This window comes from Natronorubrum halobium, assembly GCF_051351675.1.
In the GTDB taxonomy this organism is placed as follows: Archaea; Halobacteriota; Halobacteria; order Halobacteriales; family Natrialbaceae; genus Natronorubrum.
Window position 1 is genome coordinate 1,178,017 of record NZ_CP195595.1, and the last position, 16,277, is coordinate 1,194,293.

The following is a 16,277-nucleotide window of genomic DNA, read 5'->3' on the forward strand; positions in this document are numbered from 1 at the left end:
AGTCTATAACCACAGATTTGTCGGGTATCTCGGACTACTATTTCTGGGGCTTTACTGGCAGTGTTTTTTGACACACCCACACCACCGTTTCCGAAGCTTTCTCCAAGAGGTTGGGTGGGGCCAACGAAGTGGCCTTTGCTACCGGTACTGGTTCCACACTGTGCCAGTTTCACGATTTTTCAGAGACCTCGATTGATGTCTCTGATCGTCGAGTTTACCCCAGTACGGATATCGTTTCCACCCTATATATTTAATATTTTTCCTATTAAGTATTGGTATTAGAGATACTGGGCGTACTGTTACGATAGCTTCGGAAACGGTGGTGTGGGTGTAATTTATAAAGATTAGAGCTCCGGAACCGCCGGTGTAATTACTCTTTATAAGTCACCCATCTCCGGAAGCTAAGGAAACGGTGGTTTTAACTCATGATAATTAGTCGAATGATACAATAATGTTTCAACGGGATAACCGGGTGTTTACAGATGCTGATCCACTCGACGACTCCTACGAACCCGACGATATCCGCAAGCGGGACGAGGAAATCGAGAAGTATCAACGAGCACTCCAGCCGATCATCGATAACCGACCAACCTCGAACATCTTCCTGTACGGGAAAACGGGAACGGGAAAGACCGTCGCAACGAAGTACATGCTGTCGCATCTGAAGACTGACGCTGTCGAATACGACGATATCGATCTCTCGACGGTGTGGGTCAGCTGCGAAAATCTCTCGTCATCCTATCAAGTTGCCGTCGCGCTCGTTAACGAACTTCGCGAGGATCTGCCCGAATCCCGGCTCAGCGCGACTGGCTATTCGCAACAACAGATCTTCGATCTGCTCTACGAGGAACTCGACGCACTCGGTGGCACAGTCGTGATCGTGCTCGACGAGATCGATAACATCGGCGACTCCGATGATATTCTCTACGGGCTTCCTCGAGCGCGTTCGAACGGCTACGTCGACGACATCCGGCCGATGATCATCGGTATCAGTAACGACTTCCAGTTTCGGGACAATCTCTCACCGAAAGTCAAAGACACGCTGGCCGAAAAGGAGATTCTCTTCCCACCCTACGACGCGAATCAGCTTCGCTCGATTTTGGACCCGCGCGCCGAGAAAGCGTTCCACGACGGCGTTCTCGACGACGATGTCGTCCCACTGTGTGCTGCGTTCGCCGCGCAGGACACGGGCTCGGCCCGACAGGCGATTCGGCTCCTCCGTGAGGCCGGCGAACTCGCTCAGGCTGAGAATTCAGACACCGTCGTCGAGAAACACGTCCGAAACGCACAGAACGAACTCGAAAGAATCAACTCTACGAGGGAATGCAGGAACTCACGACGCAAGGCCACGCCGTCCTCTGTGCACTCGCTTCCCACCAGGCACTCGACGAGGGTCCCGTTCGATCCCGTGACCTCTACGAACGCTACCTGCAGATCTGCGATCGGCTCGATGCCGATAGTGTGAGCGAACGTCGCGTTCGTGATCACCTCTCCGATATGAATATGCTCGGACTCATCACCATCTACGAACGGAACGAGGGGATAACCGCTGGCCGATACCACGAGTACGAACTCGACGTGCCGCTCCCGGCAGTCATCGAGGTCCTTCTCGGAACGACCCGGTTCAAAGATGTCGCAAACAGTATCCAGTCGATGGTGGACGGCACCAATCCACAATTCTAATCGCTCGACTCAACAACATACCCGAATTCACATCTCTCGCTCGAGTTCGATGAGCGTTGACACTTCGACTGCGCCTCACCGCGTCGGCTTCCCGTTCTCCCGCGCCGCCTCGAGATGCCGTCGCTCAATCACAACCTCGTCCGCCTTCTCGTTCGCCTCCTTGGGATCGTACTTCCCGGCCACCTCCCGAATCGCCTTCATCGAGGCCGTCCGAACGAGGGCCTCGAGATCGGCCCCGGTATACCCCTCGAGGTCGGCAGCCAGCGCCGAAATATCGATATCGTCGTCCAGCGGCTTCCCGCGGGTGTGGACCTCGAGGATCTTCTCGCGCGCCGCCTGGTCTGGTTCGCCGACGAGCACGTGGGTATCGAGTCGTCCCGGGCGGAGCAGGGCGGGGTCGATCTGATCCTTCCGATTCGTCGCCGCGAGCACCACCAGGTTCGGGTTCTCGCGCATGCCGTCGAGTTCGGTCAACAACTGCGAGACGACGCGTTCGGTCACCTCGTGGCCCTCGCCGCGGGCGGCCGTGATCGCGTCGATCTCGTCGAAGAAGACGATCGAGGGCGCGGACTGTCGGGCGCGTTCGAACACCTCGCGGATCGCCTTCTCGCTCTCGCCGACGTAGCGGTCGATGATCTCCGGGCCGTCTACGCGGACGAAGTTGACGTCGGTCTCGCCCGCGAGCGCACGAGCGAGCAGCGTCTTCCCGGTACCGGGTGGCCCGTAGAGCAAGACCCCGGAAGGCGGATCGGTGTTCGTCTCCTCGAACAGCCGATCGTACGTCAGCGGCCACTCGACGGACTCTCGGAGGATCTGTTTGGCGTCCTCGAGGCCCCCGACGTCCGAAAAGTCCGTGTTCGGCGATTCCGCCACGTACTCGCGCATCGCCGACGGCTCGACGGCGGCGAGCGCGCTGTCGAAGTGGGCTTTCGTCACCGTCGGGCTCTCGTTCCACTCGTCGCGCTCGTCGGCGTCAGTCGGCCGACCTCGAATCGCGGCCATCGCGGCCTCGCTCGCGACGGCGTCGAGATCCGCCCCGACGAACCCGTGCGTGCGCCGGGCGATAGCGTCGACGCTCACGTCGTCGTCGAGCGGCATTCCGCGGGTGTGGACCTCGAGAATCTCCCTGCGCCCCTCCACGTCCGGAACGCCGACCTGAATCTCGCGGTCGAAGCGTCCGCCGCGTCGCAGCGCGGGGTCGATCGCGTCGACCCGGTTGGTCGCGCCGATGACGATCACCTCGCCGCGAGCGTCGAGGCCGTCCATCAGCGTCAGGAGTTGGCCGACGATCCGGTTTTCGGCGTCGCCGTCGTCGTCTCGGGTGCCGGCGATGGAGTCGATCTCGTCGAAGAAGATGATCGTCGGCGCGTTCGCCTCGGCGTCGTCGAACACCTCGCGGAGTCGCTCCTCGGACTCACCCTTGTACTTCGACATGATCTCCGGCCCGGAGATCGTCTCGAAGTTCGCGTCGACCTCGTTCGCGACTGCACGCGCGATCAGCGTCTTCCCGGTCCCCGGTGGCCCGTACAGCAGGACGCCGGAGGGCGGTTCGACGCCGAGCCGTCGGAACAGCTCCGGCTCCGAGAGGGGGAGTTCGATCATCTCGCGGACGAGTTCGAGCTCCTCGTCCAACCCGCCGATATCCTCGTAGGTGACGCCGGAGGTGGGTTCCGAGTCGACCGTCCCGGACGGATGGCCGTCTGCCGTTCCGTCCGTCCCACCGTCACCGCTGGAACTTCCCCCCGTCTCTTGCCCCGTGCTCGAGGACCCCGTTCGCCCCGTCTTCGCGTCGGCGCCGGCGATCCGGATCGTGGTCGTACTCGTAATTCGAACGTCGCCGCCGGGATCGGTATCGGTGACTCTGAACGGTTCCTGTCCGAGGCCCTCGATTCTGATCTGCTCTCCCGCCCGCACGGGCCGATTTCGGAGCGTCTTGGCCGCTTCCCGTTTCGCGGTTCCCCGCTGGCTGTCGGTGAACGACGACGGGGCGGCGAGCGTGACTCGGTCCGCCTCGGCGATCGTCGACGTGTCTTTCGTCCGAACGGCCACCGTATCGCCGACGTGTGCGCCGGCGTTCGCGCGGGTGTCGCCGTCGATCTGGATGACGTTCTCCGGGACCGACGAGTCCGCCGGCCACATCTTCGCGACGGTCGTCTTTGCGCCCTCGATGACGACGGTGTCGCCGCTCAACACGCCGAGTTGCCGGCGTGCGATCTCCGGGATTCGTGCGACCCCTCGCCCTGCGTCTCGCTTCTCGGCGGCCCGAACCGTCAGCGAAACGCCGTCCGGATCCGACTGGCTCATAGCTGTTCCTTTCGTGCGGGTCGTCTTGAGAATTGTCCTGTCAGTCGATTTCGAAATCCGACTGCCTACAGCGCGTTCTCGAGCACCCGATCGATCCCCCGTCGTATTCGTTCGGAGGCCGACGGCCCCGAAATCCCCAATTGGTTCCCGACCTCCTCGGTGGACGCTTCCCGCGGAACCGCGAAGTAGCCCGCGTCGCGGGCGGCGACCAGCGCCTCGTACTGCTCGTCCGTGAGTCCGAGCGGCGGATCGTCGGCCGCCGACTCTCGAGTCAGGCGCTCGAGTTGGAACGTCGCGCCGCGGTCAATACAGAACTCACGGTACTCCGCGAGCGATTCCCGGTCCGGAAACCGGGAGCGACCCCACCAGCCGTCGACGGTGACGATTCCGCCCAGCGGTGTCGTCCCCAGTTCGATGTACTTTCGATAGATCGGAACCGGAGGATCGCGGAGTTTGATGCGATACAGCGTGCCCGCGTCCGACTCGTCGAGCGTGACGGCACTGTCGACGGTCGGATCGTCCGTCATCGCGTCGCGAAATTCGTTCTCGGGATCGTCGACTACTCGACAGAGCATGACGGGGCTATCCGGATCGACGACGAGGATCCGTTCGATGTAGACCGTCACCGACGGAACGGCAGCGACGGCGCCCGTCAGCGGTAGATCGATCGACGTCAATCGAATCTCGGCGATGAGTCCCATGCGGTGACGTTCGACCGACCTTACTTAAATACCCTACTGTATGAGATACAAATTCATCGGAATTCCGCCGGTACCTCCGAGTCACGATGGCAACTGACAGCACGCCCGATCTACAGCTCGATCACTCGGTTCGTCCGCACCGGTACTACCGGAACGCGGTCGAGAAACACTGGGATCCCCACGATATCGACCTCGAGCGAGACCGCGAGGAGATCACCGAACTGCCCGACGTGGCGTTCGAGGCCCTCAAGGAGTCGCTCGCGCTGTTCGGTGCCGGCGAGGAGTCGGTGACGGAGGATCTCGCGCCGCTCGCGGTCGTCCTGGACGACATCGGCGACCAGATGTTCATCACGACCCAGCTCTACGAGGAGTCGAAGCACACGGACTTCTTCGATCGCTACTGGCGCGAGGTCGTTCGTCCCGAGGAGGAACGACGCGGACAGGAACTGTCCTCCCCGACCGACGAGAAGTGGTTCAACGAGCCCTACAACGAACTCTTCGAGCGTAACGAGGAGGCGATGGCCAGGCTGCTCGAGGACGACTCGCCCGAGAACCGCGCGAAGGCCCACTGCCACTACCACCTGACGATCGAGGGTATTTTGGCCCAGACGGGCTACTACGGCCTCACCCTCGCGTACGGCGAGAACGAGCCCGATCTCCCGAACCTACTGGGACTGGTCGAGGGTCTCAAACTGGTCCGCAGCGACGAGGGCCGCCACGTCGGCTTCGGGATGGCGCAGCTCAAGTCGCTCGTGATCGACGGCGACGTCGACCCTGACGTCCTCCGGGAGACGGTCGGCGAACTGGTCCCGCTCGTCCAGCGGAGTCTCGTCACTGACGACGGTGCCAGTTCCGAAGGTGGACCCGGTCCGAGTCCGTCCGACCTGTCGGAGTACGCCTACAACAAGCACGAACAGCGGATGAAACAGATCACCACCGCGAGCGAGCAGATTCCGGACGTCGAGGAACTCACGGAACTCGAGGCCTGAGACCGGTCGTTCCTGGGACGCGGCTCCCCGCTCCCATACGTCCGCCGTCTGTAGACGATATCCGGCTACTGGGGATGCGATTCCGACCGGAGCAGTACCGATCGAACCCACTACGCAGGCGAGCCCCGGAGAAACGCATTTTGTCGTTCGCGACGAACGAATCGGTATGGTAGTCCAGACCGAGCGCGACGACGCCACGTGGTGGGAGTGTGAGACCTGCGGGCTACTGTTCGACGAGAAGTCGGACGCATCGGAGCACGAGCGGCGGTGTGACGACACCGAGCCGTCGTACATCCAGTAGCTCAGTTGGTCAGCGGGTCGACCGGCGGTCACTCGAGCCGTTCGCGGTGGTCGGTAGCGATTTCTCGGGCCTGATCGAGCGTATGCGCCTCCGTCCAGCGGACGCGATCACCGTCGCTGTAGGCGAGTGCCGTCTTGAGTTCGTCCCGGAGGACGCCGTGGCCGATCGACTGGACCGTTCCCGACGCGTCGGCGAGTTCGTAGACGCCCGGTCGGTCGGGTGCGCTGGCGACCGCATCCCGGTCGAGGTCGCGCCAGGGTTTCTGTAGCGGCATCGATCTATCCCCAGTCGGTGCCGGCGGTTTCGTCGGTTTCGCTGCGATCGCCGTCTCCGTCCGTCGTATCGCTCTCGTCTTCGGCGGCGTCGCCGTCGCTGTCGACGTGCTCGACGAGTTCGTAGGCGTGTTCGCTCAACTCGTCTTCGGCGAAGACGAACACCCGGCCGTCCACCATCGAGAGGTCGGCCTCGACGCGGATCGAGTACGCATCCGTCGCGACGGTCACGCCCGGGAACAGTTCCTCCTCGTCGTCACCCTCGAGCATCACGCGGCCGACGCCGGTCGACTCGAGGATGTCGTCGTGGGTGTTGTGGTCGTTGACGTAGGTCATGACGCCCTCGATCCCGTCGGGATCGGTGACGAGGACATGGACCTCCTTGCCCGGCGGGGTCTTGATCGATCCCTCGACGGGTTTCGGCGGGCCGTGGTAGAAGACGTCACGGCCGTCGAGATACTCGACGACGACGCCACCCTCGACGAAGTCGACGCCGATCGTGCTGGGTGCGACGTTGTTACGCGCGCTCATTAGTCGACTCATTCGGCCGGATCCGGGAAAAGCGGTCGGTTCCGTTCCGATCACGTCTCCCGTACCGTCCACGACGGTCTCAGTATAGCGGTGCTTGCCGGCCACTGCAAGCACGTACTTAACTATCCGAGGCTGAGTTACAGGGTAACTGTTACGACGAATGACACGGCGGTGTTCGACATCGATCGACTCGACTGCCAACTTCTCGTTCGTCCCGGGGGGACACGATCGAGAGCGCGTCCCGAGAGCGGCATCGTCCGCGACGCCGGGGACGGAGAGTCGCGGGTGAGTCGGAACCGTCGATGAATCGCCGCCATCTCTTGCTTTTCGGGCTGTTCGTCCTCGCCGCCAGCTATCTGGTAGCCGGCGGAATAATCGATCCGACGACCGAGCCGACCGAGCCCGAGACGCTCGATCGCGACCAGCTAGTCCAACCCGAGGAAAACGGGAGCTACATCTGGCCGTACACCAGCCGCGATCGATCGGCCGGCGAACGGGCGCTCGCGATCAACCTCCTCGTCCACGGCTCCGACGAGCGCGTCCATCGGACGCTCGTCGCCCAGGAGGAACTCGAGTGGGAGGAGCTGGGTTCCGAAGCGGAGGACGAACCGGAAACCTACGAGGACGAGGATTCGATCCAGTGGGACGACGCCCACGGCTCGACGCGATACACCTACGCCGACACCGGGCCACACGGCGGCGAGGGCGTCTGGATCGAGGAGAGCTACCAACTCCATACGGGCACGTACCTCGGGAGCCGGCAGCACATCCGCGCGTACACGACGGAGCACGACGACTGGACGGCGATTCAGGTACACCAGGAGTACTTCGACTGGTTCCGGCTTCGACATTCGGTAACTGACATTCAGGAGTCGCAGAACGACCTCGAAGCGGAGTTTCTCGACGAGCCGTACGTCGAGGAAGTGCGACGCGAGTACCACGGCACGCACGAGGGCTGGAACGACGGCTGGCTCTCGGTCATCGAGTTGGCGATCATCGCTCCTTCGGTCGGAATCGGGCTGCTCGGATTGCTCGGCGGCGAAACCACGCGGGGGATCGTGCGCGGGACCCGACACCTGCTCGGGTGGGCGTATCTGAACATCCGTGGCTTCATCCTCGTCGGAGCGCTCGCCGGACTGGTCGTCGGCGTTCGGATTGCCGGCCTCGCCGTGGAGGCAGCGGTGCCGTGGATCACGCCACAGGCGTTCGTTACCGTACTGTACCCGATACTGGTGGTCGGCTTGCCGGTGACGGCGATCGTCCTCACTCAGCCGCTCGAACGGGCGACCCGGTTTCTACGGTTGCAACGCGTTGCGAGCTGGTTGGGGCGCCCGTTGAAGCCCCAGTCGGCGTTCGCGTTCACTGCCGTCGGGCTCGGTGTGGGTTTCATCCTGGATTTCGTCGGGATCGGGATTACGACGCTCCCGCTCCAGTTGCTGCTCCACCGACTCGGGCTGATGATCGCGCTCGGATTGCTCGCAGCGGGATCCGCCCGCAGCGACAGTGAAGGCGCCGTACTCTTCGGCATCGGCCTTCTGGGATGGATCGTCGGCCTCGCGATGCCGCTGTTCGGCTATCTGTAACGTCGGGACGCGTCCCGTAACTCACCGCTGGTGGTCATTTCCACGTCGATCGTTTCCTCGAGGACGGCCCTCGACCGGTCGTTTTCAGGAGGACGGGTGGCGCCAAGAACATTACTCCGCCGATGGACAGTCCGTCGGCCGTACGGACTACTCGTCACCGAGTACGACGACTGGATTCTGGCGCCGCTACTGCCGTAGACGGACAGTTTCGTCGAGACCGTCAGCCGTAAATACGCAGTCTGAGACAGTACGCGTATGGACGGCCGCGCCGTCGCCCCAGCAGCCGGGACGGTTCTCAACGCACTCGCAACCGGGACTGGCTCTGCGTTCGCGATCGACCTCGAGACGACAGCCACCGTCGAACTCACGAACGACGGGAGTATCGACGCCGAAATCGCCGACCAGCCCGACGCCGATACGGTGCTCGTCGAACGCTGTGCCGAGCTGACGATCGACGATTACGCCGAGACCGCCGGTCTTGACCCGTCGACCGTCGGTGCTCGAGTCCGAACGGAGAGTGACGTTCCGATGGCCTCCGGTCTCAAGAGTTCGAGTGCCGCGGCGAACGCGTCCGTGCTCGCGACGCTCGACGCCCTCGATATCGCCGGCACAGTCGACCGACTCGAGGCCTGCCGACTGGGTGTGCGCGCAGCGCGTGACGCCGGTGTGACGGTTACGGGCGCGTTCGACGACGCCAGCGCGAGTATGCTCGGTGGCGTGACGGTTACCGACAACCTGGGCGACGAGTTGCTCGCCCGCGAAGAGATCGACTGGCACGCGCTCGTGTACACCCCGCCCGAACAGTCCTTCAGCGCCGACGCCGACGCGTCCGCCTGCGAGCGGATCGCCCCGATGGCGGACCTCGTCGCGGAACTCGCCCTCGACGGTCGCTACGGTGAGGCCATGACCGTCAACGGCTTCGCGTTCTGTGGCGCTCTCGAGTTCCCGACCGGCCCGATGATCGACGTCCTCCCCGACGTCACCGGCGTCTCGCTGTCGGGTACGGGCCCGAGTTACGTCGCTGTCGGCGACCAGGCGACGCTCGAGTCGGTCCAGCAACGGTGGCACGAACGCGACGGAACGACACGACTACTGGAGACGCGAACCGACGGGACACAACTGATATGACTCGCAAATCCGAGACGGCCACGGACGGCAGTGGAGAGAATCGAACACCGGACGAAATGAGCCTCGACGAACTGCGCGAGGAGATCCAGACGATCGATCGCGAGATCGTCGAACTGATCGCGCAGCGAACCTACGTCGCCGATACGATCGCGCAGGTCAAAGACGAGCAGGGCCTGCCGACGACCGACGAGAAGCAAGAACAACAGGTGATGGATCGGGCGGGGACGAACGCAGAGCAGTTCGACGTCGATGCAAATCTCGTGAAAGCGATTTTTCGGCTGTTAATCGAACTGAACAAGGTCGAACAAAGACAAAACCGGTAAATCGCAAGACGGCGCGGTGATGGTGGTTCTTGCAGAAAGTCATTTAAATAGGGTATAAGTCAACGAAGCAGAACCCCAACAGAACCGCGCGTTCAAATACCGAGCTTGAACACGCCATCTCGATACTCCGACTCGACGTCATCATAGTACATGTGCACATACCGATGGAACGCCGACCGACTCTCCTCAAGTTCTCCGCCCATGGTGTCACCACGAAGATACTGATCCTTCGGTTCCTCCATCTCAGCCTTTGTCCGAAACCAGGTCGACATCCAGTGACGTGACCAGTGCGGTGTAATTGACCGGAACTCCTCTTCTGCATCGAACTCGTACTCAGGCCACCAGTGCTTCCGCCACACGTGACCCAAACTCGATTTCTTCATTTGCTTCCCCTTCTGCGTCAAAAACAGCCACGGCGCATCGTTGTCTGGCCGAATCAATAACCAGTCAATAAGCACACGACGCGTCTCGTCATCCAACGGAATGACTGTAGGACGCTCACGCTTGTTACCATCCCGAGCATCTTCTGGAGGGATGTACACCGCGTTCGCCGTGTCGTCCAACTGGTCGTGCGTTCCCATCGACTCGTAGTGACTCAACACGTCAGGATTCGTAATATGAATATCCTCCAGGCGAATGTTAGCCAGCTCCGAGGAACGAACCCCCGTTTTGAGTTGGAAGACTGTAACCGCGCGCTCCCCAACGTGCTTGATGCTCTTCACCAATTCACTCAGCTCTTCAAGTTCAACCTTCGGATGATCGTTCGGGCTTTCGTTTTCCAGATCCGCTTCACGCTTCTCTTTGACGCGGAGGAACGGATTGTATAGTAGACATTAGAAATAATTACTCATCTCAGGAACCATAAGTTGGTCGAGGGCGGTGTCGATCGCTGCTGTGAGTTCAGTAAGCGAATCAAAGAATCGGTTGCTGAGAGCAGCTTGGCGTTGTCTCCAGCACTCCTCTACGGGATTTAGCTCTGGCGAATACGCTGGTAAAGTCATGAAGACGAGGTCGTTACAGGCCGCTAGATCCGTGACGGTCAACGCCTGAAAGTACGGCGCTCCATCCAGTACAATGATCAATTCATCTTCGAACTCTTGGTATAATGTGAGAATGAAATGTTTTGCTTCTTGATAGTAACCTACTCTTCGAATCGAGAAAAAAGCGATCACCGTTTTCGGTGATCGCACCTATAGTAGCCACTGAAAGTCAATACACATCTGATCGCACGACGGCTGTGCGATCAGTATGTAAATCATTTCAGTTGTTACTATAACAGACACGTCCAGTCGCGTTTCCCAGATAATTTGACAGATGGCCGCGTGCCGCGGGGAAACCACGCGGCACGTGGGTCAACTTGCATGGATTTCTTGGTTTGATCGGTACAGACTACTGTGGCGTCCATCTCCCGCTGCTTTTTTTGAGTTCCTCGCGGAACGTTTCTTGCTCCTCAGCTTCAGATTCGGCGGCTGTGCGGCGTGGTTTTTGGAAGCTCAATCCCGCTTTTGTGAGCAACCGCCGGCAACTTGGGATTGAGTACTCAACTTCGTAGGTATCGTCAAGATACTGCTGGACGAGCGCTGGCGCGTCAAATCCAACTTTCTCTGGTGGTTCGTGGACAGTTTCTTCGAATTCTTCTTACTCTTTTTCTGAGATCTTTCGCTTTCTCTCAGATCGATGAGTATCAGTAACGGCTTGCTCAAGCGACACGTCCGTGTCGAGTCGCTTGAGCCAGCTATAGATTGTCCGTTGCTGAACGTCGTACCACTCGGCTAGTTCTATCTGCGTGACGCCGTTTTTATACGCAATTGCCGCTAAAAGCCGCTGTATCGGCTTCTTTCCTCCACATTGTCGAGAGCATTTTGCAACTCTTCGACAGTGATCTTGTCGAGATGATCCACTACGCTTAGTAACGATCTACGAGTAGAAAGTTCTAACGGTTACTATATCGGTACGGAACAAGCTATCCGCTCGGTTACTATTCTCACCAGCAGCGCAAGTTACGACACCCGTATTACTCCACGGTAATTTCTGATTTGACTATAGTTTCGAACGCAGAGCTTGAGATGAGGTATTCGTTCTGGCCGTCCATGTGTCGCTGTCGGACGATCCGTGCGGCGTGCGCTCCGTCGACGATGATCTGCCAATAGTCGCTTTGTGGGTTTACATTGCAAATTGTTACGTTGATCCCATACTTCTCCTTGAGCGTGTGGACGACTGGTGGAACGACGACACCGTCGCTGAACACCGGTGGTTTGTACGGCAGTAAACCGTGTTCCTCATGCTCCTCGATTCCATCGATCCACCATCGAGGGAGATCGTTCTTGGGCATTACAGTTGTTCGACAGACTCTTGGTAGATACGCTTGCAGCGTTCAAGTACATGTTTGCGGACACTCTCGGAGTTCGTGTGCGCTTCACCAGGTTCTGCCGCCCCACACACGACACAGGTCGTACCGTTCTTCGCTAGCCAGCCGGCATCTGTCGCGTGAGGCTTCGAAACTAACGACGACTGCTCTTCCTGAACGGTTGTCGCTGCTTTACGAACGAGTTCACCAAAATACTCTTCATCACACACCATGGGTGGGAATTCCACAGAATACTCCCACTCATCGTATGGAACGTCTGTTAGATCCGCTTCAGTAATCGCCCCGTCCGGGATCGTTCGTTCATCGGCCGTAATCGTGCACGTATGGGGTAGCGTGTTCGATGGGTTATCCGCATCGGAGATCTTTGTCGCGACGATACTCCCCTTGATGGGTTGGCCGTAGAAGGAATCGCTGTATGATGGCGCCTCCTTCAATCCGTTGAGGACAGGGAGCGCGTTGTAGATGGCGTTTTCGTCATCCTGTGACTCGCTGGCGTGCATTGCAGTGCCAGCTATCGTAAATGCGTGCTCGCGTCGACCGCGGTGAGCGATCACAACATCGGTTATTCCAGGCGTTGAATAACAGGTCGAGCCCTCGCCAATAATCGCGTAATCCGGTTCGAATCCGTTTTCTATAGCGTATTGGGCGCCCACACCGCCGACCTCTTCGCCGACAAAACTGGCAAAAATAACGGTTGCGTCGGGATCACAATCTTTGAACGCACACATCGCTGCAGCGAGCGACCCTTTCATGTCTGCAGACCCACGGCAATGTATTCGTTCAGTATCTTCTTCCAGCACGTACTCGTTATCAGTAGTTATCTGATCCGGGCCAGGAGGGACGACGTCGTGATGTCCAACCAGTGCGATCGTCGTTTCTCCGCTCCCTTTCTTCGCGATGATATTTCCGACGTCGTCCTGCCGAACTTCAGCATCGGGTACGTTACTACACCAATCGAAGATGAATTCGCCAGCCTCGGTCTCGTCGTCGTGGCTCGGAATCCGAAGTAGTTGCTTCGCCAACTCGATGGTTTCACACATGCTAACGCGGTTTGTATTGGAATGCATTAAATGTGCCGGCAGTTAGACCAATCACGATAATATATGATGAAAGATGAGTTATAAATGTAGAATTGGTCCTAGAGGGAGACGTACACTTCGTCGTCGACGACCTCTACATCGTAGGTTGGAAGACGGTAATCATCCGGGCGAGCGTCTAAACGGCCGGTTTTGATGTCGAATGTCCAGCCGTGCCACGGACAGCTGACTAGCTCTCCATCCTTCTCGTACGTTAACTCGCCGTCTTCGGTCTCGGTCACCGTTCCGGAAATTTGACCCTCACAACCTGGCCCTCCCTGATGAACGCAAAAATTGGAGAGTCCGTAGAACTCCCCATCGATCTCGAAGATGCCGATCTCACGCCCGTTCACACTCGCAATCACCCTGTTGGTGTCGTCAAAGGCATCCACCGGGGCGACATAGTGCAACCGGTCGTCTATGGAATCACCAGTCATGGTTAGTTAGGGATATCGAACAGGTCAGCCGCCGTGTTACCGTACACGCCTTCCATCTCGCTTTCGGAGAGCTGGGATCGAAGCGAGTTCAATAAGGTGTCCGTGTAGTCGAAGTCGAAGTGAGGGTAGTCGGAGGAGAACAGGAGGTTTTCAGGCCCAATTTGTTCTGCCACGAACTTGATGTACTGGGGATTGTCTGCCCCTTCTACGGGCTGGCTCGTAAAGTAGAATTGATCTCGAATATACTCGCTGGGGGTCTGTTCTAACAGCGGGGCATCGTATTGCTTGTCCGCATATTCGTTATCGTACCGTTCAAGGAAGTACGGGACCCAACCTAGTCCCGCCTCCTGTAGTACGAAGTTTAGATCGGGGAACCGCTCCGGTATTCCGTTGGTAAGCATCGTCGAAAGATGGAACATGTGGTCAACTGGGTGCGCCAGAAGGTGGGCGTCCAGATATCGCTTTGTACCTCGCCACTGGTGCGGAAAGTTGGCCATCAGTCCGGTCGTCCCGCAGTGAATGAGAATCGGTAGCCCGTGTCGTTGCGCTGCTTCGTAGATCGGGAAGTATCGCTCGTCCCCGAGCGGGGGATTAGCGCCTGCGCCGGGTAGCGAGACCGCAACCATACTTGACTCAGACGCTCGATCGGCAATCTCCGCCGCCGCGAGGTCTGGCTTCTGGGGCGCCACCAAGATCGCTCCATAGACTGCGTCGTCTTCGGGAAGGATTGTGTCTAAAATCCATTCGTTGTACGCAGTAGCGAGTGAGGCAGCTAATTCGTCGTGGTGAACGTACGGAAGCCGAAGGTTGGTACCCGGAGTGACCAGCGTCGTATCAGTATGCAACAACTCCATCGCTTCTCTAACGTCTTCGATCGTTCGTACCGGTCGCGAAGACGTTTTCCCCGTCTTTGGGGGGGTGAGATAGCCTGCATTCGGATACAGGCCCTTGCTCACCCCTGCGTGATCATCGTTGCGCTGCAACAGTTTATCGAAGGGGTCGTCCAAATACGGGAGGAAATCCTCCTCTTCCTCGGTTAAGTGAAAATCGCAGTCAACTACCCTGTCGACAGCTTTTAATCTCTCTGCTGCATGGCTCATGTCGCCCATACCCGTACTTGGTAAGGGGAAGGCAATAAACCTATCGACAGACCTCCGGTGTGGCTCTGATGGCAGCTGTGTGTGTTCAGTGAAACAACAAGTTATCTCAGCGGTTGTTCCGATCCCGGACGTACGAGCGATGGTACACGCCGCGTCGAGCGGTTCATAGAGGACCGTAAACAGACAGGTAGCAGAGTCGGTACTACGCGTCGAACCGCAGACCGGAACTATAAGTAGTAGCGCGTAAAATCGTGTTTTCAAGGATGGATGACAACGATTCCGGAACGAATTTGCTCGAGACTGTCCAGATGAGCGTTTCGATAACTGAGACGCTTGCCGAAATGGAGGGGGGTCGGGTAACGGAGGTCGCGGATACCATTGACGTCCCGAAGAGTACGATCCACAGGCACCTGAAGACGCTTGAGAAACTGGAGTATCTGTCGAAGGAGGGCGACGAGTACAAACTGGGAATGAAATATCTCCGATTTGGGGAACACGTGAAGTACCGCAAGAAGGCCTACGAATTAGCGGAGGAGAAAGTGAATTATCTGGCTACGAAGACCGGTGAACGGGCATTATTCATCGTCGAAGAACACGGCAATAGCGTGTTTGTCCACCGTGCAATCGGTGATCAAGCGGTAGAGGTTGGACCCGATGTCGGGGAACGAACGCCGATTCATGCGAGCGCTGCTGGAAAAACGATCCTCGCATTTACGCCGGATATCAGGCGACGGGAGATTTTGGATAATACGGATATCACCCGGATCACGTCCCATACTATCGAAGATCCGGACGAGTTAGTTGCCGAGCTCGAGCGTATACGTGAACAGGGATATAGCACCAGTAACGAAGAGTATATGGAGGGGCTCAACGCCGTCAGTGTTCCGATTCGGGCACCGACCAATCAGGTCGTCGGCGCACTCAGTATCGGCGGGCCGGCGCATCGCCTCACGCAGGAGCGCCTCGAGGGAGATCTCGCTACCCTTCTGTTGGGAACGGCAAACGAAATTGAACTGAATATCAGTGACTAGCGTTCGTGTTGTAATCACTCGGTACATCTTGCGGTTCGGCTGTAAATTTTGTATCCCCGATTCTAGGTGTATTACAAGCGTACGACTGTATAAATTTCTCCAAGGAGAAATTCTTGCCCATTCCACTAATAAAATCTCATTCTGCGGGATAAAGAGAATGCGTGGCGCCGAACTTCGGTGCCCGGGCTGGATTCGAGCAGTCGTCAACCAGGACCACGAACTGGATAGCGATTGTAGAAGGGAGAACGCTCAGACGCCAGCAAACGAAACGAGAACGGCCGTTTCGATAAGTGAGATACTAACTTAGACAGCGAACGGGGAGAGACACTGCGTAAAGAGGACGTGGAGCTTGACGCGTGACGTGAAGCACCCAGTCAGAGGTTGTCGCGGCGGTGGATTCGGCCGGCCGGATACGCTGTGAAAATCATCCGTGGGATGAGTCCCCGCCGC

At 58.7% G+C, this 16,277-nt stretch carries 15 protein-coding genes and 2 pseudogenes; 7 read left to right on the top strand and 10 right to left on the bottom strand.

Features of this window, described 5'->3' with window-relative positions; all coding sequences use genetic code 11:
* Positions 1–451 precede the first annotated feature (451 nt).
* Positions 452–1,683, top strand: a pseudogene (locus ACSFC7_RS05715) (orc1/cdc6 family replication initiation protein).
* Between the two features lie 75 nt (positions 1,684–1,758).
* On the opposite strand, the gene ACSFC7_RS05720 reads toward ACSFC7_RS05715, so the two are convergent.
* Together ACSFC7_RS05720 and ACSFC7_RS05725 are read right to left on the bottom strand one after the other, a co-directional pair.
* Positions 1,759–3,987: an AAA family ATPase gene (locus ACSFC7_RS05720; protein WP_436346783.1), complete on the bottom strand. Its 2,229-nt coding sequence runs from the start codon at positions 3,985–3,987 to the stop codon at positions 1,759–1,761.
* Positions 3,988–4,052: 65 nt separating this feature from the next.
* Positions 4,053–4,688, bottom strand: coding sequence for a helix-turn-helix domain-containing protein (locus ACSFC7_RS05725; protein ID WP_436346784.1), 636 nt, complete (start codon positions 4,686–4,688; stop codon positions 4,053–4,055).
* A gap of 86 nt (positions 4,689–4,774) precedes the next feature.
* Between ACSFC7_RS05725 and ACSFC7_RS05730 the strand changes: the two genes are divergently transcribed.
* Positions 4,775–5,677, top strand: a complete 903-nt coding sequence (locus ACSFC7_RS05730; protein WP_436346785.1) for a ribonucleotide-diphosphate reductase subunit beta — start codon at positions 4,775–4,777, stop codon at positions 5,675–5,677.
* 166 nt (positions 5,678–5,843) lie between these two features.
* Positions 5,844–5,978 carry a DUF7128 family protein gene (locus ACSFC7_RS05735; protein WP_436346786.1) on the top strand — a complete coding sequence of 45 codons (135 nt, stop codon included), beginning with the start codon at positions 5,844–5,846 and terminating at the stop codon, positions 5,976–5,978.
* 28 nt (positions 5,979–6,006) lie between these two features.
* On the opposite strand, the gene ACSFC7_RS05740 is transcribed toward ACSFC7_RS05735, so the two are convergent.
* Positions 6,007–6,252, bottom strand: a complete 246-nt coding sequence (locus ACSFC7_RS05740) for a DUF7508 domain-containing protein (protein WP_436346787.1) — start codon at positions 6,250–6,252, stop codon at positions 6,007–6,009.
* 4 nt (positions 6,253–6,256) lie between these two features.
* Positions 6,257–6,781 (bottom strand): DUF5796 family protein, encoded by a 525-nt coding sequence (locus tag ACSFC7_RS05745; RefSeq protein ID WP_436346788.1) that lies wholly within the window; start codon positions 6,779–6,781, stop codon positions 6,257–6,259.
* A 302-nt stretch (positions 6,782–7,083) separates the two neighbouring features.
* Between ACSFC7_RS05745 and ACSFC7_RS05750 the strand changes: the two genes are divergently transcribed.
* The 3 genes from ACSFC7_RS05750 (at position 7,084) to ACSFC7_RS05760 (ending at position 9,815) form a co-directional block, all read left to right on the top strand.
* Entirely contained in the window at positions 7,084–8,364 is a 1,281-nt protein-coding gene (locus ACSFC7_RS05750) for a hypothetical protein (protein WP_436346789.1), read from the top strand.
* A gap of 255 nt (positions 8,365–8,619) precedes the next feature.
* Entirely contained in the window at positions 8,620–9,492 is an 873-nt protein-coding gene (locus tag ACSFC7_RS05755; RefSeq protein WP_436346790.1) for a shikimate kinase, read from the top strand.
* Complete coding sequence (locus ACSFC7_RS05760) at positions 9,489–9,815, top strand: chorismate mutase (protein WP_436346791.1); 327 nt, start codon at positions 9,489–9,491, stop codon at positions 9,813–9,815. Before ACSFC7_RS05755 ends, ACSFC7_RS05760 begins: the two co-directional genes overlap by 4 nt.
* A 92-nt stretch (positions 9,816–9,907) precedes the next feature.
* Here ACSFC7_RS05760 and ACSFC7_RS05765 read toward each other — a convergent pair whose 3' ends face one another.
* The 6 genes and pseudogenes from ACSFC7_RS05765 to ACSFC7_RS05790 all read right to left on the bottom strand — a co-directional run bounded on the left by ACSFC7_RS05765 (position 9,908) and on the right by ACSFC7_RS05790 (position 14,805).
* Positions 9,908–10,597, bottom strand: coding sequence for a tyrosine-type recombinase/integrase (locus ACSFC7_RS05765; RefSeq protein WP_436347910.1), 690 nt, complete (start codon positions 10,595–10,597; stop codon positions 9,908–9,910).
* Between the two features lie 51 nt (positions 10,598–10,648).
* Positions 10,649–11,716 (bottom strand): annotated as a pseudogene (locus tag ACSFC7_RS05770) (IS630 family transposase).
* A gap of 113 nt (positions 11,717–11,829) precedes the next feature.
* A complete protein-coding gene (locus ACSFC7_RS05775) occupies positions 11,830–12,147 on the bottom strand; it encodes a hypothetical protein (protein ID WP_436346792.1) in 318 nt (105 codons plus the stop codon).
* Positions 12,147–13,223 (bottom strand): M20 family metallopeptidase, encoded by a 1,077-nt coding sequence (locus ACSFC7_RS05780; RefSeq protein WP_436346793.1) that lies wholly within the window; start codon positions 13,221–13,223, stop codon positions 12,147–12,149. Before ACSFC7_RS05780 ends, ACSFC7_RS05775 begins: the two co-directional genes overlap by 1 nt.
* A gap of 98 nt (positions 13,224–13,321) precedes the next feature.
* Positions 13,322–13,696, bottom strand: coding sequence for a Rieske (2Fe-2S) protein (locus ACSFC7_RS05785; protein ID WP_436346794.1), 375 nt, complete (start codon positions 13,694–13,696; stop codon positions 13,322–13,324).
* A 2-nt stretch (positions 13,697–13,698) separates the two neighbouring features.
* The gene (locus ACSFC7_RS05790; protein ID WP_436346795.1) at positions 13,699–14,805 is read right to left on the bottom strand and encodes an amidohydrolase family protein; all 1,107 of its coding nucleotides are present in this window, start codon (positions 14,803–14,805) and stop codon (positions 13,699–13,701) included.
* Positions 14,806–15,059: 254 nt separating this feature from the next.
* On the opposite strand from ACSFC7_RS05790, the gene ACSFC7_RS05795 reads away from it, so the two are divergent.
* Positions 15,060–15,827 (top strand): IclR family transcriptional regulator, encoded by a 768-nt coding sequence (locus ACSFC7_RS05795; RefSeq protein WP_436346796.1) that lies wholly within the window; start codon positions 15,060–15,062, stop codon positions 15,825–15,827.
* The last annotated feature ends 450 nt before the right edge of the window (positions 15,828–16,277 follow it).